Genomic DNA, 18745 nt, shown 5'->3' on the forward strand with positions numbered 1-18745 from the left:
CGATGAGTCGTCCCCGGCGTGTCGGCCTCGGCGTTTCGCTCGTCGCCGCCGCGTCGTTGGCGTTGACCGGCTGCTCGGGTGGTGACGGCGGCCGGTGGCAGGACGACTGTACGACCACCGACGGCATCATCGAGTGCGCGCCGGAGCACCGGCCGGCGGCCCCGAAGGTCGCCGGTGAACTGCTCGACGGCGGCAGCTACGACCTGGCGCAGGACCGGGGCCAGGTGGTGGTGGTCAACTTCTGGGGTTCCTGGTGTGCGCCCTGCCGGGCCGAGGCCGACGACCTGGAGGCGACCTACCAGGCGACGAAGGACCAGGGCGTCCGGTTCGTCGGCATCAACATCCAGGACGGCCGGGACAAGGCCCGGGCGTTCGAGGAGGCGTTCAAGGTCACCTACCCGAGCCTGTTCGACCCGCCGAGCCAACTGGCGCTCGCCTTCGACATACCGCCGAACTCGATTCCGGCGACCGTGGTGCTGGACCGGGAGGGGCGGATCGCGGTGGTGATCCGGGCGTCGACCAAGCAGGAGACGCTACAGCCGATCGTCGGCCGACTCGCCGGCGAGCAGCCGGCCGCGGGCGGGCCGGGCTGATGGGCGAGACGTTCGCCAGCATCGCCGAGAGCGGTCCGCTGCTGCTGGCCATCGGCGCGGCGGCGCTCGCCGGGCTGGTCAGTTTCCTGTCCCCGTGTGTGCTGCCGCTGGTGCCCGGCTACCTGTCGTACGTGACCGGGCTGGCCGGCAACGACCTGGAGCGGCGGGACGCGGCGGACGGCCCGGGCGCCGGCCCCGAGGCTGCCGGTGGGGTCGCGGTCGCGACCCGGCCGACCCGGTCCCGGGTACGGGTGCAGGGGCGGGTGCTTGCCGGCACGCTGCTCTTCATCGCCGGCTTCACCGTTGTCTTCACCCTCACCGCCGTACTGGTCACCGCGCTGGGTCAGGCGTTGTTCGCGCACCAGCGACCGCTGGAGATCGTGGTCGGTGCGGTGATCGTGGTGTTGGGCCTCTCCTATCTCGGGCTGATTCCCGGCATGCAGCGGGAGTTTCGGATCCGGCGGCTGCCGGACGCCGGCCTGCTCGGCGCCCCGGTCTTCGGGGCGGTGTTCGCGCTCTCCTGGGCGCCGTGTGTCAGCCCGACCCTCGGCGCGGTGCTCGGCATGGGTACGGCGAGCGGCCAGGCCGACCGGGCGGTGGTGCTCGCGATCGCGTACTGCCTCGGCCTCGGGGTGCCGTTCATCGTCTTCGGGTTGGGGTTCCACCGCCTGCTCGGGCTCTTCCGGGCGGTGCGCCGGAACAGCCGCTGGGTGACCCGGGTCGGCGGCGTACTGCTGATCATCATCGGGCTGGCGCTGATCACCGGTGGCTGGGGAGAGATCAACATCTGGTTGAAGACCACGGTCGGGGTGGGCGAGGTGAGCATCTGATGTCGACCGTGGACGACCGCCCGACCACCGGGCCGGAGGCCGTCGAGGCGCCCGGGCGTCGGCGTACCGCGGCACCGCTGGCCCTGCTGCGCAACTCGTGGCGGCAGTTGACCAGCATGCGTACCGCGCTGGTCCTGCTCTTCCTGCTCGCCGTCGCCGCGATCCCGGGTTCGCTGCTGCCACAGCGCAACGTCAGCCTCGAGAACGTCCAGGGCTTCCAGCGGGACCACCCGGACTGGTATCCGATCGTGGACCGGCTCGGCGGTTTCGACGTGTACGCCTCGCCGTGGTTCTCGGCGATCTACGTACTCCTGTTCACCTCGCTGATCGGCTGCATCGTGCCGCGGCTGCGCGACCACGTCCGCGCGCTGCGGGCGGTGCCGCCGGCGGCGCCGAGGCGGCTGGACCGGCTGCCCCGGCACGCGGTGCTGACCGACCCCGACGTCGACCTGGCCGCGGTCGCGGCGATGCTGCGGAAGCGGCGCTGGCGGGTGGCGGTCCAGGGCGACACCGTGTCGGCGGAGAAGGGTTACCTGAAGGAGACCGGCAACCTGCTCTTCCACATCTCGCTGATCGGGGTGCTGGTCGGCGTCGGGCTCGGCTCGTGGTATGGCTGGCACGGCAACCGACTGCTGGTCGCCGGCCCGGACAACGCGTTCTGCAACACGCTGCAGCAGTACAGCGAGTCGAAGCTGGGGCACCGGTTGGACGGTGATCGCCTGCCGCCGTTCTGTCTGGAGCTGACCGACTTCGAGGCCGGGTTCCTGCCGACCGGGCAGCCGGAGTCGTTCCGGGCCAAAGCGCTGCTGAAGGAGCAGGGCCGGGCGCCGCGTCCGGTGAGCTTCTCGGTGAACGACCCGTTGCGACTGGGCGGTGGGACCAGCGTCTACCTGCTCGGGCACGGCTACGCGCCGATCGTGCGCTACACCGACCGGTACGGGAAGTCGCAGACCAGCGACGAGGCGTTCCTCAGCATCGACGGGAACCTGACCAGCGAGGGTGTCGCGATCTTCCCGGACGTGAACATCGACCCGAAGACCGGGGAGCGTGCCCCGGACCTGCAGGTCGGCTTCGAGGGGCTCTACCTGCCGACCACTCCGGCGCAGGGGCCGTTCGTCCGTTCCGAGTACCCGGCCGAGCGGTCGCCGGGGCTGATGCTGATCCCGTACCGGGGCAACCTCGGCCTGGACGCCGGGATTCCGAACTCGGTCTACTCGCTGGACCGGCGGCAGGTCGACAACGGTCGGCTCAAGCAGGTCGGCGAGGGCAAGCTGCTACGGCCGGGTGAGAAGTGGACGCTCGACGACGGTACGACGGTGGAGTTCCTCGGCACCCGCCCGTACGCCACCATCTCGGTCCGGTACGACCCGGGCGAGACGATCGTCCTGGTCAGTTCGGCGCTGCTGCTGCTCGGGCTGATGCCGGCGCTGTTCGCCCGCCGCCGTCGGGTGTGGTTCCGGGTGGTTCCGGTACCCGCCGACACGTCCACGACGGATCGTAGTAGTTTGGTGGAGGTCGGCGGGTTGCCCCGTACCGACTACTCAGGCTTTGCCGAAGAGTTCGACCGGCTCGTCGCCGCCGCCCGGAACGACCGGACGGCGACGGGGTCGCCCCGGAACGACCGGACGGCGACGGAAGAGGAGACCGACTGATGGCTGCGCTCTCCGACCAGCTCCTGGCGGTGGCGATTCTGGGCTACCTGCTGGCCATGATCTGCCACGCCGCCGAGTACGCCTTCGGCAACCGCAGCCGGGTCGGCCGGGCGGCGCTCCGGCCGGAGCGGGAGTTGGCGCTGGTCGGCGCCGGCGCGCCGGCCGACTCCGCAGCCGGCCCGGACCCGGTCGTGAAGGTGCCGGCCGGCTCGACGCCCGGCGGGACAGCGTCGACCCGGGTCGCGCTGCTCGGGCGGGCGGCGGTCGCGCTCACCGTCGTCGCCGCCGTGCTGCACCTCGCGGTGCTGGTCACCCGTGGGGTGGCCGCGGACCGCATGCCGTGGGGCAACATGTACGAGTACGTGCTGGCGGTCACCTTCGTCGGCACCGTCGCCTGGCTGGTGCTGCTGCACCGGCGGCCGACGGTCCGGCACCTCGGGCTCTTCGTCACGCTCGCCATGGTGCTGCTGCTCGCGGTCGCGGGCCTGGTGCTCTACGTGCCGATCGTGCCGTTGGTGCCGGCGCTGAACTCGTACTGGTTCGTCGTGCACGTCTCGGCGGCGGCGCTCTCCTCCGGCCTGTTCCTGCTCGGCGCGGTGCCGGCGGTGATGTACCTGATCCGCAACGGGTACGACCAGGGCAAGCGCAGTTTCCCGTACACCCTGGGGGCCCGGGTGCCGGCCGCCGCCAGTCTGGAGCGGATGGCCTTCCGGCTGCACGCCTTCGCGTTCCCGATCTGGACCTTCGCGGTGATGGCCGGCGCGGTCTGGGCCGAGGCGGCCTGGGGTCGGTACTGGGGTTGGGACCCGAAGGAGACCTGGGCGTTCATCTCCTGGGTGGTCTATGCCGGCTACCTGCACGCCCGGGCCACGCCCAGCGTCAAGCGTCCGGTCGCGACCTGGATCGCGGTGATCGGCTTCCTGACCATGCAGATGAACCTGTACGGCGTGAACATCTTCTTCGAGGGTCTGCACTCGTACGGCGGACTCGACTGAGTCGTCGCAGGGGCAGGGTGCCGGGCCCGGAGTGTTGGTCGACCGGTGACCTGCCGGCGTGGGTGGCCGGCTGATCTTACGCTCGGGCGATGTCGTGGACGGCGTACGGGACGTTCCTGGTCTTCGCGGTGGCGCTGGTGCTGGTGCCCGGTCCGGACTTCGCGGTGGTGACCCGGAACACCCTGGCCGCCGGTCGGGGCCGTGGTGCCTGGAGTGCCATCGGGGTGGCCAGCTCCAACGCCGTACAGGGCAGTGCGGCGGCGGCCGGGCTGGGTGCGGTGATCCTGCAGTCGCAGCCGTTGTTCCTGACCATCAGGTGGTTGGGCGTCGGTTACCTGACCTTCCTCGGGATCCAGGCCTGGCGGTCGGCCTGGCTCGGCCGGTACCCGAGCCTGAACGGTGACGGTACGACCCTGCCCGGGCAGGCCGTCGTCGGGTGGCGGCAGGGTTTCCTGTCCAACATCACCAACCCGAAGGTGCTGGCGTTCTACCTGGCGGTGCTGCCGCAGTTCGTGGCGCCGGGGGCGCCGGTCGCCGTACTGCTGGTCTTCGCGCTGAGTCACGCGGTGCTGTCGCTGCTCTATCTGCTGCTGCTGGTCGGGGCGCTGCACCGGGCCCGGCGGCTGCTCTCCCGACGTCGGGTACGCCGGGCGCTCGACGGGTTCACGGGCGCCGCGATGCTCGGTTTCAGCGCCCGGCTCGCCACCGAATCTGCCTGACCGGCCCGACCAACAAATCTAGCTGTTGACAAGATGCTCGTCCAGGGATCAATCTTGACAGCGGAAAGTTCCGCTCGTCGTCCCGTTGGAGCCCCTGATGACACCCGCCACCCAGACCACCGCCGCCATCCTGCTGATCACCGTGTCGACGATCGCGTTCGGCGGACTCTCCCTGCTCATGCACCTGGTCCGCCGGATACCCGGCTACCTCGACAATCCGGTCCGCCGGGGCCTGTGGACCGCCGGGCACGCACACGCCGGGGTGCTGGTGCTCTTCGCCCTCGTCGCCCTGCTCTACCTCGACCGGACCGGGTACGGCGCCGGCACGCTGACCCTGATCCGCGTCCTCTTCGTCGCCGCGCCGATCCTGATGCCGCTCGGCTTCTTCCTGTCCGTCGTACGCCCCTCGGACACCCGACCCAACGGGTTGATCTGGCTGACCGTGCTCGGCGGGGTGAGCCTGACCGTGGCCACCCTGTTGCTCGGCTTCGGTCTGCTGTGACCGGGCGGCGGTGACTGGCCACGCCCACCCGGGTCGGCACGGCCGGGGTCACGCCGAGGGACCCGGGTCGGGCCGCTGGACGGGGGGTGCGACAGACTAGCGGCCATGGCGGCTCGTGGCTTCCCGTACGACGATCTCCGGGCTTTTGTCGGCGCGCTCGAAGGCGCCGGCGAACTACACCGGGTCCCGGTACCGGTCGATCCGACCCTGGAGATCAGCGAGGTGGTCACCCGGACGGTCCGGGCGCACGGCCCCGCGCTGCTCTTCGAACGCCCGACCCGGGGCGAGATGCCGGTCGCGGTCAACCTCTTCGGCACCGAGCGTCGGATGGCGATGGCGCTCGGCGTGGACCGGCTCGACGAGATCGGCGACCGGATCGGCGCCCTGGTCAAGCCGGAGCTGCCGGTCGGCTGGTCGGGGATCCGGGAAGGGCTCGGCAAGGTCCTGCAGCTCAAGTCGGTGCCGCCGCGGAAGGTGAAGACCGCGCCCTGTCAGCAGGTGGTCTACCGGGGCGCCGAGGTCGACCTGAACCGGCTGCCCGGCCTGCAGGTCTGGCCCGGTGACGGCGGCATCTTCCACAACTTCGGGCTGACCCACACCAAGCACCCGGAGACCGGCAAGCGCAACCTCGGCCTCTACCGGCTGCAGCAGCACTCGCACAACACGCTCGGCATGCACTGGCAGATCCACAAGGACTCGACCGCCCACCACGCCGTCGCGGAACGGCTCGGCCAGCGGCTGCCGGTGGCGATCGCGATCGGCTGCGACCCGGTGGTCAGTTACGCCGCCTCCGCGCCACTCCCGGGCGACATCGACGAATACCTCTTCGCTGGTTTCCTGCGGGGCGAGCGGGTCGAGATGGTCGACTGCCTGACCGTGCCGCTGCAGGTGCCGGCACACGCGCAGATCGTGCTGGAGGGTTACCTGGAGCCGGGGGAACGGCTGCCGGAGGGCCCGTTCGGTGACCACACCGGCTTCTACACCCCGGTCGAGCCTTTCCCGGTGCTGCACATCGAGGCGATGACCACCCAGCGGGACCCGATCTACCACTCGATCATCACGTCCAAGCCGCCGCAGGAGGACCACGGCCTTGGCAAGGCCACCGAGCGGATCTTCCTGCCCCTGCTCAAGCTGCTGATCCCGGACATCGTCGACTACGACCTGCCGACCGCCGGGGTCTTCCACAACTGCGTGATCGTCTCGATCCGCAAGCGCTACCCGAAACACGCCCAGAAGATCATGAACGCGATCTGGGGCGCCCACCTGCTCTCGCTGTCGAAGCTGATCGTGGTCGTCGACGACGACTGCGACGTGCACGACTACGCCGAGGTCGCCTGGCGGGCCTTCGGCAACGTCGACTACTCCCGCGACCTGCTGCTCACCGAGGGCCCGGTGGACCACCTGGACCACGCGTCGTACCAGCAGTTCTGGGGTGGCAAGGCCGGCGTGGACGCGACCCGCAAGCTCCCCACCGAGGGCTACACCCGAGGCTGGCCGGAGGAGATGACCATGTCGCCCGAGATCCGGGCACTGGTCGACAAACGCTGGAAGGAGTACGGGGTCTCATGACAACGACGGCAGCGGTGGCGGAGGCGCCGGGGCGGGTCAGGTCCTTCCTGCGGCTGGTCATGATCGAACACTCGGTCTTCGCCCTGCCGTTCGCGTACCTCTCGGCGTTGACCGCCATGGAGCTGCACGGTGGCCGGGTCCGCTGGGGCGACCTGGCGCTGGTGACCGTCGCCATGGTCGGCGCGCGGACCTTCGCGATGGCGGCGAACCGGATCATCGACCGGCGGATCGACGCGCGCAATCCGCGTACCGCCGGACGGGAGCTGGTCACCGGGAAGGTGAGCGTCCGGACGGCCTGGACCGGCGCGATCGTCGCCCTGGTCGTCTTCCTCGCCGCCGCGGCCGCGCTCAACCCGCTCTGCCTGGCCCTCGCCCCGCTCGCGGCGATCCCGCTGGTGGTGTACCCGTACGGCAAGCGGTTCACCGACTGGCCGCACGCGATCCTGGCGCTGGCCCAGGCGGTCGGCCCGGTCGGCGCCTGGCTCGCGGTGACCGGCACCTTCGACGGCTCCGGCCCGGCGTGGCTGCTCGGCGCGGCGGTCGGGCTCTGGATCGGCGGCTTCGACCTGATCTACGCCTGTCAGGACACCGAGGTGGACCGGGAGATCGGGGTACGCAGCGTCCCCGCCCGGTACGGCAAGCGGTTCGCGCTGCACGCCTCGACGGTGGCGCACGTGGTGACGTTCGGCCTGTTCCTGTGGTTCGGTGCGGTGGTCGGGCTGGGCTGGCTCTGGTGGGTCGGGCTGGCGGTCACCGCGGTCGCCTTCGGCTACCAGCACCTGGTGGTCACCCCGACCGACCTGTCCCGGGTCAACCGGGCCTTCTTCACCGCCAACGGGTTCGTCGCGATCACGCTCTTCGTCTTCGCGCTGCTCGACCTGGTCGTCCGGTTCCACCTCGGGGTCTGAACGGCCGGCGGGACACGCCGGGGGTCACCGGTTGACGGTCAGGGCGTCGGCGTAACGGGCGCTCTCCAGCGACCAGTCCATCGTGCCGCGTACCGAGTTCGCCACCCCGTCGAGGTAGCGGCCGAGCGCGTCGTCCAGGTCGGGGCCGAAGGACGGCACGGCGGCACGCAGCGGACCGAAGTCGCGCATCGCCTCCCGCCAGCGCCGGACCACCAGGGGCATCGCCGCCTCGACCGTGATCCGCTGCTCGCGGGCGACCGCCAGCACCAGGTTGTGCCCGCCCGAGGTGGCGGCGTCCCGGTCCAACGACAGCAGGTCGTTGAACCAGGAGAGCAGGTCGTTGGCCTTGTCGGCGACCGCGCGTACCGCCGGGTGGTGGTAGACGGCGTCCGGTACGGGGCACCCGGTGGCGAACTCGATCAGGGCGTACGAGACGTACGCCGCCGACGTGGCCCGACGCAGCGGCACGTAACTGGCGACATCGGGCCGCCGACCGGTCGCCTTGTTGCTCGCCTCGGCCACCACCCCGTGGAGGTGGTGTGCCACCGCGTCGACGAAGCGGGCCCGCCAGCCGGCGGTCATCCGGTGCCGGGGCGTCTGCCAGGCGTGGGTCAGCATCCGCCGCAACGGGCCGGGCAACGCCTCCGGGCGAACCGGTGACTCCCCGCGCAGCAGTCGGAGCACCTCGGCGCAGAGCGCGCTGACCTGCGCCGGCCGGGGGGTGCCGGTGCCGTCGCAGGCGTCGTCGAGGAGGAAGAACCAGAGGAACAGGGCGGTGAGCACCCGCAGGTCGGCTTCGCTGGCGTCCGGGTAGAGCCGGCCGGCGTACCGGGCCACGCCGCTGCGGGCCAGCCGCTGCCGGGCCGCCGGGTCGAGCGGCCCGTCGACCCGTTCCACCCAGTCGAGCAGCCAGTCCTGGACCGGATCGGCGAACGGGGACAGCCGCCCGGGAATCGGACAGTCGAGTTCGGCGACCCAGGACGGGAGCCCGGCCATCCGGTCCTCCTTGCTCGCACGGGTGACGTACGCGAGCAGGATTTCAGGTTCGACGGGCGGGGTGGTCCCCGCCGCCCTTGTCGGATCTTGCAGTTGGTGATGATCCGGTCACCTGTCGGTGCTTTCCGCCGGTGCGCCCGGTGGTCTGGCCCGGGGGTGGGGGTCGGCTGGTCGGGCCGGAAACGGTTCGGGCAGGCTGGAGGGTATGCGACGGCCGTGGGTGATCGGTGTCTCCGGAGCCTCGGGTACGCCGTACCCGGCGGCGGTGCTCGGCGCGCTGCTCGACGCCGGCGAGGCGGTGGATCTGGTCGTCTCCAGGGCGGCCCGGTTGACGATCCTCGACGAGACCGGGCGGCCGTTCCGGGACGCGCACTGGAAGGACGACCTCGCCAGCTGGCTGGGACGCGACCTGTCCGACGCGGACGTGACGTACTGGCCGGCCGGGGACATCGCCGCCGGGCCCAGCAGCGGGTCGTATCCGACGCGGGGCATGGTCGTGGTGCCGGCGAGTACGGCGGCGTGCGCCGGGATCGCGATCGGCCTCTCCAAGGACCTGCTGCAGCGGGCCGCCGAGGTCAACCTCAAGGAGCGCCGGCCGGTGGTGGTGGTGCCGAGGGAGACTCCGGTCACCCGCAGCCACCTGGAGCACCTGATCACGCTGCACGACGCCGGCGCGGTGGTGCTGCCGGCCAGCCCCGGCTTCTACGGTGCCGGTGCCGGCGCGACCGCCGGGCAACTCGTCGACTTCGTCGCCGGAAAGGTGCTGGACGCCATCGGCGTACCACACACGCTGTTCCAGCGCTGGGCCGGCGAGCTCGGCGCCGACCGGAGCTGACCCCCGGCCCGCGTCACCCCGGCCGCGGTGCGTCGACGGCGGTGATCCGCGGCCGGTCCGACCCGTGCCGGCCCCGTGCACCGCAACCGACGCCGGAGCTGGCTGCCCCGGCTGTCCGGCGGCCGGTGTCTGGCCGACGTACCGCCGCCGCGACGACGGTACGCGCGTCCAGGGCCCCTGCCCGTCCGGTCAGTGCATCCCCATGTTGCCGGCGCCGGCTGGGCCGGGGCCGCTCGGGGTCGCGGGACCGGCGTTCCGTGGCCGGTTCGCGATGCCGTCGTCGACCTCGTCGAGCATGCCCTCGCCCTCGAGCAACGCGCGCACCTCCGACTCGCGGAAGCGCCGATGCCCACCCGGTGTCCGGATGCTCCCGATACGCCCGGCCGCGGCCCAGCGTGTCACGGTCTTCGGATCGACGCGGAAGAGCGCTGCCACCTCGCCCGGTGTCAGCAGACGATCTCCTGTGTCCACAGCCCCCTCCTCGCGTCTACGAAGCCCCCGGACTGGTAGGACCGTCCCTGTAACACATGCTTGCCAGAGCCTTCGTTTAAGGGACGTACGGCAATTACAACACCGCCGGGATGTCGTGTCCGGCAAACGCGAAAACGTACTGTCTGTGAGGTTACTCGGCACGATTTACGGCATTCGCGCGCCTTTGTCAGCAACAATGTCGCTGCCGCTCGCGGCGCCTCCGTCGACTCCGACTAGGGTCTCACCTCGTGGACTCCATCGACCTGACGCTCGTGGAGCTGTTGCGTGGCAACGCCCGACTCTCGTACGCCGAACTGGCCCGCCAGGTGGGCCTGTCCGCGCCGGCGGTGCACGAACGGGTGGGCAAGCTCGAGGCCGGCGGCGTCATCCGGGGCTACCGGGCCGAGGTCGAGCCGGAGGCGATCGGGCTCGGCGTGACGGCGCTGATCGGCATCGTGCAGGACTCGGGCGGCGACACGGACGACGTGCTGGCCGCGATTCGGGACATGCCGGAAATCGAATCCTGCTACTTCATGGCCGGCGTCGAGTCGTTCCTGCTGAAGGCGCGGGTAGGCACAATTGCCGAGTTGGAACAGCTGATTCTGCGGCTGAACCGGACCGCCGGGGTCGCCTCGACCCGGACCGGGGTGGCCCTGTCGACCAAGTGGGAGAACCGGCCCCAGCCGGTCACCCCGCCCCGCCCCGGACCGGCCTGACCGCCGGCCTGTCACGCTGCTGGGCGCGGATCGGGCCCGGCCGCTGTTCCGGTGCGGCACTCCGCGACGGCTCCGACCAGCCGAGCCACCACTGTGGAAACGTGGCCCGGCTCCACCGGGGTCTCCGAGAGCCGGAATCCGGCTGTCAGGCGCCGCGTTCCGCCAGACCGGGATAGTTCCGTACGTAGCCGTCCGCGTCGAGGGCGAGGTCGGCGGTGAAGCCCGTGACGGCGAAGCGCACCGTCCGCGTGTCCAGTGCCGTGTACGTCTGCTCCACCGGTAGCACCTGCAGGCTGGGCAGCAGCACCCAGACGACGGTGACGGTCCGGGTGGTCCCCGGGGCGGCCTCGGTGAGCCGCAGTCGACGTACCGGAAGGGTGTTGAACAGCGGGGAACCGCTCAGGTCCACGTCGACCGCCTCGGCGAGCCGTTCCGGCTGCTCCGTACCGGGGAAACCGGCCGGCGGTCGCCCGGTGGCGGCCAACGCGGCGTCCAGGTCGCCCTGTTCTGCCGTGGTGGCCCGCCACCGGCCGGCCGCGCGGACCAGCCGCAGCGTACGCAGCCACCCCGCGCCCTCGCAGCTGACCTCGAATCCCTCGGTCGTCCAGTGCTCGTCGGTGCGCAGCTCGTAGCGACAGGTGAACGGCACCGGATCAACCGCGAGCAGGGTGCCCCGGGCGGAGAGACCCCGACGGTCGTCGACGGTGACATGGTCGGCGCCGGGCAGGTCGGTACGTACCCAGAACAGCGACTTCGGCAGGCTCGACATGCCTACGGAGGCTACCGGCCCGGCCGACGTCGGGACCGGACAAGCCGGAACCGGCGGGGGCACCGGAGCACGCTACGGTGCCCCCGCCGGGACGGTTCAGCGGGTCGGGGTCGGGCGTCGCCGCTCGTCGGACCAGCGCTCACGAGGTCCGCGTCGCTCGTCCGGGCGACGGTCGTCGCGTCCCTGGTGGTCGCCGTAGCGCCGTTCACCCTGCGGGCGGTCGCCGTAACGCCGTTCGCCGTGTGGCCGGTCGCTGTAGTGGCGTTCGCCCTGGGGCCGGTCGCCGTAACGCCGTTCGCCCTGGGGCCGGTCGCTGTAGTGGCGTTCGCCCTGGGGTCGGTCGCCGTAACGCCGTTCGCCCTGGGGCCGGTCGCTGTGACGGCGGTCGCCGTAGCGTCGTTCGCCCTGGGGCCGGTCGCCGTAGCGACGCTCACCGGTGCGGCGCGGCGCGGGCGGCTCGTCGACCACCGGTACGCCGCTCGGCTGCCGGGCCCCGGTCACCTCGGTGAGGACCTGGTCGCCGGCGCGTACCCGGGTCTGGGCCGGCTCCACGCCGGCCTTCTGCAACACGGCCAGGGTGGAGCGGCGCTGCTTCGGCAGGACCAGCGTCGCCACCGCCCCCGACTCCCCGGCCCGGGCGGTACGACCGGCCCGGTGCAGGTAGTCCTTGGGATCCTTCGGCGGGTCGATGTGCACCACCAGCGAGACCCCGTCGACGTGGATGCCGCGTGCCGCGACGTCGGTGGCGACCAGGACGTTCATCCGGCCCTCTTTGAACTCGGCGAGGGTACGGGTACGGACCCGCTGGGTCTTGCCGCCGTGCAGCGCGCCGGCCCGGACCCCGACCTCGGCCAACTGTGCGACCAGCCGGTCGACGCCCATCTGGGTACGGGCGAACATCATCGTCCGACCCTGTCGGGCCGCGATCGACGCCGCCACGGCGAACTTGTCGTGCGGCGGGATCAACAGCATGTGGTGGTCCATCGTGGACACGGCGGCGGTCGGCGGGGCCGTCGAGTGGGTGACCGGATCGGTCATGAACCGCTTGACGAGTGTGTCGACGTCACCGTCCAGGGTGGCGGAGAAGAGCAGCCGCTGCGCGTCGGCCGGAGTCTTGGCGAGCAGTTCGGTGACGTCCGGCAGGAAGCCCATGTCAGCCATCTGGTCGGCCTCGTCCAGGACGGTCACCTGGATGTCGTCGAGGCGGCAGACGCCCCGCTCGATCAGGTCCCCGAGGCGGCCCGGGGTGGCCACGATGATCTCCACACCCCGGCGCAGCGAGTCGATCTGCCGGTCGTACGGCACACCGCCGACGGCGGTCTTGAGGAACACCCCGACGGCCCGACCGAGCGGCATGAGCGCGTCGTTGACCTGCATGGCGAGTTCCCGGGTGGGGACCAGGATCAGGGCCCGGGGGTGGTTCGGACGGGCCTTCGGCCCGGCCGCCATCCGGGCCAGTACGGGCAGCCCGAACGCGAGGGTCTTGCCGGAGCCGGTCTGCCCCCGGCCGAGCACGTCCCGACCGGCGAGCGCGTCCGGCAGGGTGGCCCGCTGGATCTCGAACGGGCTGGTGATGCCCTCCCGGTTCAGCGCCCGGACGAGCTGCCGAGGCAGCCCCAGGGCGGCGAAGTCGGTGGCCTCCGGCGTGGTCACCGCCTCGGTCGCCTCAACGGAATCAGCGAGATCAGCCGAAACAGGGGCATCGGTGTGCGCATTCGGCGCAGATTCCGCTCCGGAAACAATCTGCTCCGGAGAAACGACAGATTCGAGTGATTCGGATTGCGTGTCGAATACGGACGGAAAGGTGCTGGGGTCAGCAAAGCTGGTCAAGAAAAACCTCTCAAGCGGGGCGCATCTTCGCGATGGCCCGCCGCGACCAGAGTCGCCGTCGATTCGCCCGCAAGATCGCCCATGGGCGCGTCACGCGCCAGGTCAACAACTCTACGAGTGTAGGGGTGGACAGCGGCCGGCGGCACATCGCCGCGCTCGGCAGTGGGCAGACTCACCTCGGTGATCACGCCGCCGCCGGCCGGCCCGGAGGGCGTCGTCGTCGGGCGGCCCGGCGAGCACGCCACCGGCCGGCCGTGCTCCCTGCCGCAGGTCTGGCCCCGGGCGCGCCCCGGGTGATCCGCTGGACGCCCCGGTCAGCCGCCCAACAGGCCGCCGAACAGACTGTTGAAGGAGTCTCCGACCAGGAGCACCACGAGCAGGCCGACCGCGACCAGGAAGGCGAGCCCGACCAGCAGTACGAGCACCACCTTCTTGTTGTTGTTGCTCTGCTGCGTCGGCGTGTCCGCCCAGCCCTGGGCCAGGATGTGGCCGGTCAGTGAGCCCGAGTTCTCCACCTGGTCCCGCATCGCCGTCGACGTGCCGGCCGCGCCGCCGTACACGGTGCCTCCCGGCTGCTGCCCCCGGGCGCCGTCACCGTACTGGGCCGGGGGTGCGGATGTGGTGGCCCGGGCGGGGTTGACGTGTGCGTCGGGAGGTCCGGCGGCGGGCCGTGCCGACGATCCGACGTACGGAGGACCCGCCTGGATATTGGGGCCGGCACCGGCGTCGGCCGGCGCGCCGTTCAGGTCGGAGTCGGCCGGTGGAACCTGTACGCCGGGGCCGACGGGTGGCACGTTCGGGCCGGGACCGGCCGGCGGAAGCGAGTAGCCGGGCGTGGTGGTGGCCCGGTAGCCGCCCGGTGCGGTCGGGTTCGTCGGCGGAGGCCAACTGGGCAGGGCGGGCGCCGGAACGACCACCGGCGCGGCGCTCGACGGCCGGGCGTCGAGCGCCGACCCGCCGGCGGGTCCGGCCGAGGTCGGCGGCGGATACGGCGACGGCGGATACGGCGACGGCGGATACGGCGGCACCGGGCCGGGCTCCGGCGTGGGCGGATACGGCGTGGGTACCGGCCCCGGCGGTACCGGGCCGGGGGTCGGCGTCGGCGGCGTGGGGGCCGGGAACGGGCTCGGGCCCGGCGGATCCGGCCAGGTGGGATTCGGCGGCTGTGCCGGCTCGGGTGGCCGTACCGGCTCGGGAGGCTGATGCGGAGGCGGCGGCGTGGCCGGGTCGGGCTCGGTGGCCCGATAGATCTTCGCCTGGGCCGGTACCGACGCCACGGCGGCGGCCTCGGCGGGCAGCACCCGGGCCAGCCCCGGCACCGACGCGCTGGCCCGGGTCGTGCCCGAGCCGCCGCCACGCGGCGCGCTCCGCTGCGGCGGCACCGTGTACGTCACCGGCTGGCCCGCCTCACCGGCCGGTGAGTCGGAGGTGGCGGCGGTGGCGGTCGGTCCCGGGGCAGGTGCCCCGACCGACGGGGCCGGCGGTTCCCCGGCCGGGGCGGCCGGGGACTTCACGGCGTTGGCGAACGCGGACCACGGCGAGTCGATCGTCGGTGTCTGTGGACGGCGGCGCTGCAGCGGGGGCGCCGGAGTCGCGGGCCCGGGGGCCGGCGTCACCCCGACGGGCGGGGCCGGCGACGGCGTCCCGGGCGTCACGCTGACCGGACCCCCAGTGGCCGGGGTGGCCGGAGCGGCAGGGGTGTCGGCCTGGTTGGCAGGGGCATCGGCCGGAGCGGCAGGGGTGTCGGCCTGGTTGGCAGGGGTGTCGGCCGGGGCGGAGGACGGCGGTGTCGCGTTCGCCGCGGCGCCGGAATCGGCGAGTTCCCTCGACCGGTAGGTCCGGCCGATCGACTGGGCAGCCGGTACGGCGGCGATGTCGGCCGGGGTGGGGCTGGCCGTGGACGGCGGCACGGCACGCCCCCGGACGACCGAGGTGCCGGCGTTGACCGGCGACTCAGCCGGCGGGTCCGTGGCCGGCCGGCCGGGCTGGGGACTGCCGTCCTGCTGGGCATGCTCGTCGACACTGTCGGCCGGTTCGGTCCCGCCAGTCGGTCCGGTCTCGTCGGCCGGTTCGGTCTCGTCGGCCGACTCGGCCGGTTCGGTCCCGTCCGAGGGTTCCGCCCGATCAGCCGATCCGGCCGTGCCCCGGGGTGCCTCCGTCCACAGTGCACCAGCGGGCGGTGGCGGCGGTGGTTCGTACGCCTCGGGAAGCTCCTCGTCGGCGGGCTCCGGCAGTGCGGTGCCCACCGGCGGCGGTGGCGGCAGCGGTGACAGTTCACCGCTGTCGCCGGCGTCGCCGGAGGCGGGCGAGCTGGAGCCGACCGGAACGTCAGGGGTCGATGGTGCGTCCCCGGCGTTCGGCTTCGCCTGTGATCCGTCCAATGTTGCCTCCCGCGCCCACGCCCGGACCGGTAGGCCGGGCCGGAAGTACGTCCCCCTCACCGTGCCATATCTCAGCACGAGCGCACAGTCGGGCGGAGCCCGGCTCCGTCAGCTTCCGGTGGGGCTGGCGCCAGTGGTAGCGGCGGCCGGAGACGACCCGGTGGCACTGGGTTCACCGGTCGGCTCGTCGTCCGTGCCGGTGGGCTGGCCGGTCGGTTCCTCGGTCGGCTCTTCGGTGGGTTCCTTGGTGGGTTCCTTCGTCGGTTCCCCGCCGGTCGGCCTCGGGGTCAGCGTCGGCAGCGGCGTGGTCGTCGGCGGAGGTGTCGTCGGCGGAGGTGTCGTCGGCGGCGTGGTCGTCGGTGGGGGTGTGGTCGGCGGCGTGGTCGTGGGCGGCGTCGTCGTCGGCGGGGTTGTCGGCGGACGCGTGGTCGGCGTGCTGTTCGGAGCCGGCACCGCGTCGAAGACCCGGGTGGCGGCGAAGAACCGCGACCAGCGGACGGTGGCGACCCTGACCACGTCACCGGTCGTCGGGGCGTGCACCATCTTGCCGCCACCGATGTACATGCCGACGTGGTAGATGGACGACGGGCTGCTGCCGGAGGCGAAGAAGATCAGGTCGCCGGGGAGCAGCGCCGACCGGGCCACCGTTTTGCCCTTGGTGCCGTTGTACTGGTCCCGCGACACCCGGGGCAGCGTGTAGCCCTGGCTGCGGTACGCCGCCCACATCAGCCCCGAACAGTCGAACTGGTTCGGGCCCTCGGCGGCCCAGACGTACGGGTCACCCCGCTGGGCGAGGGCGTAGTTCATCGCCCGGATCGCCTTCGGGTTGGCGACCAGACCGTTGACGCTGTCCAGGCCGATCGAGGCACCCAGACGCTGCTCGGCGGCCTCCCGTTCGCGCTCGATCGCGGCGAGCTTGTCGGCGTTGTCCCGCTTCAGCTTGAGCAGCGCGTTGGTGCGTTCCTTGTACTTCCGCTCCGCCGTGGCGAAGTTCTGCTCCGCCAGCCGGCTCTCCGCCACCGCCTGCTGGTGCGCCGTCTCGGCCTGCCGTTGGGCGGCAAGAGCGTTCTGCACCTCCGCTTCGACCAGGCCGGCGTCGCGCGGGCTGCGCTGCTCGCCGCGCTGGATCCGCTTGAGCAGCTCCAGCCCGTGCAGGTCGGACCCGAACGCGCCGGGCGGCAGTCCGGCGGCGTCCTTGAGCGCCTCGGCCGCGGCGTTCTCCGCGGTCGCCCGGGCCCGGGTCACGTTCTCCTGGGCCATCCGCAGCGCGGCCTCGGCGGTCGACATCCGGGCGGCCCTGTCGTCGCGGGCCTGCTGCAGGTCGAGCAGGTCCTCACCGAGCTGGGCGACCTCGACCTCGAGCGCGTAGATCTGACTCGCCAGCGGACCGTCGACGCTCGGCACCTGGAAGTTCGGCGGCGGTGTGCCGGTCGGCGCGCCGGTCACCGGAGTACCGCCGAGCTGCGGGCGTACGCCGGGGTCGGGAACGCTGCTGGGTGCGCTGTTCGACGGTGGTGGGTCAGCCCAGACCGGAGTGGCGAGCGCACCCGCGACGATCGCGCCGACCAGGGCGGACCAGACCAGCGGACGAAGGACCGGTGACACCGTGTTGTCCGTTCGCTCCGCCTGTCCGCGCCTGCTGTTCGCCATGCCGCTCCCCGTCCGACGTACGCCGCGGCACGTGTCCGTGCCGCCGTCATACTGCCTTGAGTGGTGTATCCGTCCCACTTCGTCTTACCTGAATGTGTCCGCGATGTCGATCCGGGGTAGGTAACGAGACGCTGAGAAGCTGGTGAACCCGGTCGCCTCCACCGGCCGTCCGGCGAGGGTCGCCTCCACCGCCACGTAGGCTCGTCGGGGACCGGCTGGAGGAGACGTGGTTGTGGTGGAAGGTACCGGGCGCGGGCGCGAGATGGAGGGTACCGGGCGCAGGCGCGAACTGGCGGAGAAGGTGTACGCCGGGGAGCGGCTGACCCGGGCCGACGGCGAGGCCCTCTACGCGAGTGACGACCTGGTGTGGCTGGGCGGGTTGGCGCATCGGCGACGGACCGACCGGCACGCCGACCGGGTGCTGGTCGAGTTGACCGCCGGGGAGCCGGTGCCGGCCCCCGAGAGCTACACCGAACTGCTGCGCGAGCTGCCGGCGGCCCAGTCGGAGGGTGTACCGGTGGTGGTCACGGCCACAGACGTGCGGCGCTTCGCCACCGCCGCCGGCCGGTCCGTCGAGGAGATCCTCGACGAACTCGTCGACGCCGGGCTGGACAGCCTGGCCGGCGGTGACCTGGAGATCGTGGAGCCGGACGGTGGGCAGCCGGCGTCGGGCTGGACGGACTGGTCCCGGATCCACCGGGCGGCGCACGGCAGAGGGCTGCGGACGGTCGCGACAATGCGGCACGGACGCACCGAGCAGCCTGGGCAGCGGATCGACCAGCTGCTCCGGATCAGGGAACTGCAGGACGAGACGAGTGGTTTCGTGGCCTTCGTGCCGCTGCGCCACCCGTACGACGGTTCGACGCCGGCCCCGTCCCCGGCCGAGTCGCTGAAGACCTTCGCGGTCGCCCGGCTGTTGCTCGACAACGTGCCGCACGTACGTGCCTCCTGGGTGGCGTACGGGTTGTCGACCGCCCAGCTGGCCCTGAACTTCGGCGCGGACGAGTTGGCCGGCTCGCTCGCGGAGCACCGGCTCCTGCACACCGACGACGACCACCCGGCACCGGCGGCCCCGGACCGGGAGGAGCTGCTGGACCTCGTCTGGGACGCCGGCTTCCGACCGGTCGAACGGGACGCCCGGTACACCGTGGTACGGGAGCACGACGCACCCGTGCCGCTGGCGCAGCGGCGCGCCGAGCCGCAGCGGATCTGGGCCTGACGCCTCGACGCATTCCCGGCCGGGGCCAGCAACGGCACGAGGCCGGGCCACGGACGGCACCGGGTCGGGGTCACGGGCGGAACCGGTCGGCCCGGCGCGGGCCGTTCCGC

Annotated in this window: 17 protein-coding genes; 11 read left to right on the forward strand and 6 right to left on the reverse strand. The window is 72.2% G+C overall.

The window, feature by feature from the left end:
* Positions 1 to 2 precede the first annotated feature (2 nt).
* From ABGB21_RS02625 to mqnP, 8 genes are all read left to right on the forward strand, one after another.
* The gene (locus ABGB21_RS02625; RefSeq protein WP_347676199.1) at positions 3 to 593 is read left to right on the forward strand and encodes a TlpA disulfide reductase family protein; all 591 of its coding nucleotides are present in this window, start codon (positions 3 to 5) and stop codon (positions 591 to 593) included.
* Positions 593 to 1423 (forward strand): cytochrome c biogenesis protein CcdA, encoded by an 831-nt coding sequence (locus tag ABGB21_RS02630; protein WP_347658575.1) that lies wholly within the window; start codon positions 593 to 595, stop codon positions 1421 to 1423. The genes ABGB21_RS02625 and ABGB21_RS02630 overlap by 1 nt, the downstream gene beginning before the upstream one ends.
* On the forward strand, positions 1423 to 3075 hold the full coding sequence (locus ABGB21_RS02635) for a cytochrome c biogenesis protein ResB (RefSeq protein WP_347658574.1): 1653 nt from the start codon (positions 1423 to 1425) through the stop codon (positions 3073 to 3075). Before ABGB21_RS02630 ends, ABGB21_RS02635 begins: the two co-directional genes overlap by 1 nt.
* Positions 3075 to 4070: a c-type cytochrome biogenesis protein CcsB gene (gene ccsB, locus ABGB21_RS02640; RefSeq protein WP_347658573.1), complete on the forward strand. Its 996-nt coding sequence runs from the start codon at positions 3075 to 3077 to the stop codon at positions 4068 to 4070. The genes ABGB21_RS02635 and ccsB overlap by 1 nt, the downstream gene beginning before the upstream one ends.
* An 89-nt stretch (positions 4071 to 4159) precedes the next feature.
* A complete protein-coding gene (locus ABGB21_RS02645) occupies positions 4160 to 4789 on the forward strand; it encodes a LysE family translocator (RefSeq protein ID WP_347658572.1) in 630 nt (209 codons plus the stop codon).
* A gap of 97 nt (positions 4790 to 4886) precedes the next feature.
* A complete protein-coding gene (locus ABGB21_RS02650; RefSeq protein ID WP_347658571.1) occupies positions 4887 to 5291 on the forward strand; it encodes a hypothetical protein in 405 nt (134 codons plus the stop codon).
* 105 nt (positions 5292 to 5396) lie between these two features.
* On the forward strand, positions 5397 to 6860 hold the full coding sequence (locus ABGB21_RS02655) for a menaquinone biosynthesis decarboxylase (protein ID WP_347658570.1): 1464 nt from the start codon (positions 5397 to 5399) through the stop codon (positions 6858 to 6860).
* Positions 6857 to 7768, forward strand: coding sequence for a menaquinone biosynthesis prenyltransferase MqnP (gene mqnP / locus ABGB21_RS02660; RefSeq protein ID WP_347658569.1), 912 nt, complete (start codon positions 6857 to 6859; stop codon positions 7766 to 7768). Before ABGB21_RS02655 ends, mqnP begins: the two co-directional genes overlap by 4 nt.
* A 24-nt stretch (positions 7769 to 7792) precedes the next feature.
* On the opposite strand, the gene ABGB21_RS02665 is transcribed toward mqnP, so the two are convergent.
* Positions 7793 to 8764 carry a terpene synthase gene (locus ABGB21_RS02665; protein WP_347658568.1) on the reverse strand — a complete coding sequence of 324 codons (972 nt, stop codon included), beginning with the start codon at positions 8762 to 8764 and terminating at the stop codon, positions 7793 to 7795.
* Between the two features lie 205 nt (positions 8765 to 8969).
* Between ABGB21_RS02665 and ABGB21_RS02670 the strand changes: the two genes are divergently transcribed.
* Positions 8970 to 9599, forward strand: coding sequence for a UbiX family flavin prenyltransferase (locus ABGB21_RS02670; protein WP_347658567.1), 630 nt, complete (start codon positions 8970 to 8972; stop codon positions 9597 to 9599).
* Positions 9600 to 9788: 189 nt separating this feature from the next.
* Here the strand turns inward: ABGB21_RS02670 and ABGB21_RS02675 are convergent, their stop codons facing one another.
* A complete protein-coding gene (locus tag ABGB21_RS02675) occupies positions 9789 to 10070 on the reverse strand; it encodes a BldC family transcriptional regulator (protein ID WP_347658566.1) in 282 nt (93 codons plus the stop codon).
* A 248-nt stretch (positions 10071 to 10318) separates the two neighbouring features.
* Here ABGB21_RS02675 and ABGB21_RS02680 point away from each other — a divergent pair, with 248 nt between their 5' ends.
* The gene (locus tag ABGB21_RS02680) at positions 10319 to 10786 is read left to right on the forward strand and encodes an Lrp/AsnC family transcriptional regulator (protein ID WP_347658565.1); all 468 of its coding nucleotides are present in this window, start codon (positions 10319 to 10321) and stop codon (positions 10784 to 10786) included.
* A gap of 145 nt (positions 10787 to 10931) precedes the next feature.
* Here the strand turns inward: ABGB21_RS02680 and ABGB21_RS02685 are convergent, their stop codons facing one another.
* The 4 genes from ABGB21_RS02685 to ABGB21_RS02700 form a co-directional block, all read right to left on the reverse strand.
* Complete coding sequence (locus ABGB21_RS02685; RefSeq protein ID WP_347658564.1) at positions 10932 to 11555, reverse strand: putative glycolipid-binding domain-containing protein; 624 nt, start codon at positions 11553 to 11555, stop codon at positions 10932 to 10934.
* Positions 11556 to 11651: 96 nt separating this feature from the next.
* Complete coding sequence (locus ABGB21_RS02690) at positions 11652 to 13208, reverse strand: DEAD/DEAH box helicase (RefSeq protein ID WP_347676201.1); 1557 nt, start codon at positions 13206 to 13208, stop codon at positions 11652 to 11654.
* Between the two features lie 491 nt (positions 13209 to 13699).
* Entirely contained in the window at positions 13700 to 15766 is a 2067-nt protein-coding gene (locus ABGB21_RS02695; RefSeq protein ID WP_347676203.1) for a hypothetical protein, read from the reverse strand.
* Positions 15767 to 15874: 108 nt separating this feature from the next.
* On the reverse strand, positions 15875 to 17416 hold the full coding sequence (locus tag ABGB21_RS02700; RefSeq protein ID WP_347676205.1) for a C40 family peptidase: 1542 nt from the start codon (positions 17414 to 17416) through the stop codon (positions 15875 to 15877).
* Positions 17417 to 17678: 262 nt separating this feature from the next.
* On the opposite strand from ABGB21_RS02700, the gene ABGB21_RS02705 reads away from it, so the two are divergent.
* The gene (locus tag ABGB21_RS02705) at positions 17679 to 18635 is read left to right on the forward strand and encodes an aminofutalosine synthase MqnE (RefSeq protein WP_347676374.1); all 957 of its coding nucleotides are present in this window, start codon (positions 17679 to 17681) and stop codon (positions 18633 to 18635) included.
* Positions 18636 to 18745: the final 110 nt, after the last annotated feature.

Source organism: Plantactinospora sp. B24E8 (assembly GCF_039871735.1).
Lineage (GTDB): Bacteria > Actinomycetota > Actinomycetes > Mycobacteriales > Micromonosporaceae > Plantactinospora.

What these genes read in the sequence shown, in the direction of transcription:
- ABGB21_RS02685 (WP_347658564.1), bottom strand. Translation starts at nt 11,555, where the DNA reads ATGTCGAGCCTGCCGAAGTCGCTGTTCTGGGTACGTACCGACCTGCCC.
- ABGB21_RS02705 (WP_347676374.1), top strand. Translation starts at nt 17,679, where the DNA reads ATGGAGGGTACCGGGCGCAGGCGCGAACTGGCGGAGAAGGTGTACGCC.
- mqnP (WP_347658569.1), top strand. Translation starts at nt 6,857, where the DNA reads ATGACAACGACGGCAGCGGTGGCGGAGGCGCCGGGGCGGGTCAGGTCC.
- ABGB21_RS02655 (WP_347658570.1), top strand. Translation starts at nt 5,397, where the DNA reads ATGGCGGCTCGTGGCTTCCCGTACGACGATCTCCGGGCTTTTGTCGGC.
- ABGB21_RS02645 (WP_347658572.1), top strand. Translation starts at nt 4,160, where the DNA reads ATGTCGTGGACGGCGTACGGGACGTTCCTGGTCTTCGCGGTGGCGCTG.
- ABGB21_RS02665 (WP_347658568.1), bottom strand. Translation starts at nt 8,764, where the DNA reads ATGGCCGGGCTCCCGTCCTGGGTCGCCGAACTCGACTGTCCGATTCCC.
- ABGB21_RS02625 (WP_347676199.1), top strand. Translation starts at nt 3, where the DNA reads ATGAGTCGTCCCCGGCGTGTCGGCCTCGGCGTTTCGCTCGTCGCCGCC.
- ccsB (WP_347658573.1), top strand. Translation starts at nt 3,075, where the DNA reads ATGGCTGCGCTCTCCGACCAGCTCCTGGCGGTGGCGATTCTGGGCTAC.
- ABGB21_RS02700 (WP_347676205.1), bottom strand. Translation starts at nt 17,416, where the DNA reads ATGGCGAACAGCAGGCGCGGACAGGCGGAGCGAACGGACAACACGGTG.
- ABGB21_RS02670 (WP_347658567.1), top strand. Translation starts at nt 8,970, where the DNA reads ATGCGACGGCCGTGGGTGATCGGTGTCTCCGGAGCCTCGGGTACGCCG.
- ABGB21_RS02635 (WP_347658574.1), top strand. Translation starts at nt 1,423, where the DNA reads ATGTCGACCGTGGACGACCGCCCGACCACCGGGCCGGAGGCCGTCGAG.
- ABGB21_RS02650 (WP_347658571.1), top strand. Translation starts at nt 4,887, where the DNA reads ATGACACCCGCCACCCAGACCACCGCCGCCATCCTGCTGATCACCGTG.
- ABGB21_RS02630 (WP_347658575.1), top strand. Translation starts at nt 593, where the DNA reads ATGGGCGAGACGTTCGCCAGCATCGCCGAGAGCGGTCCGCTGCTGCTG.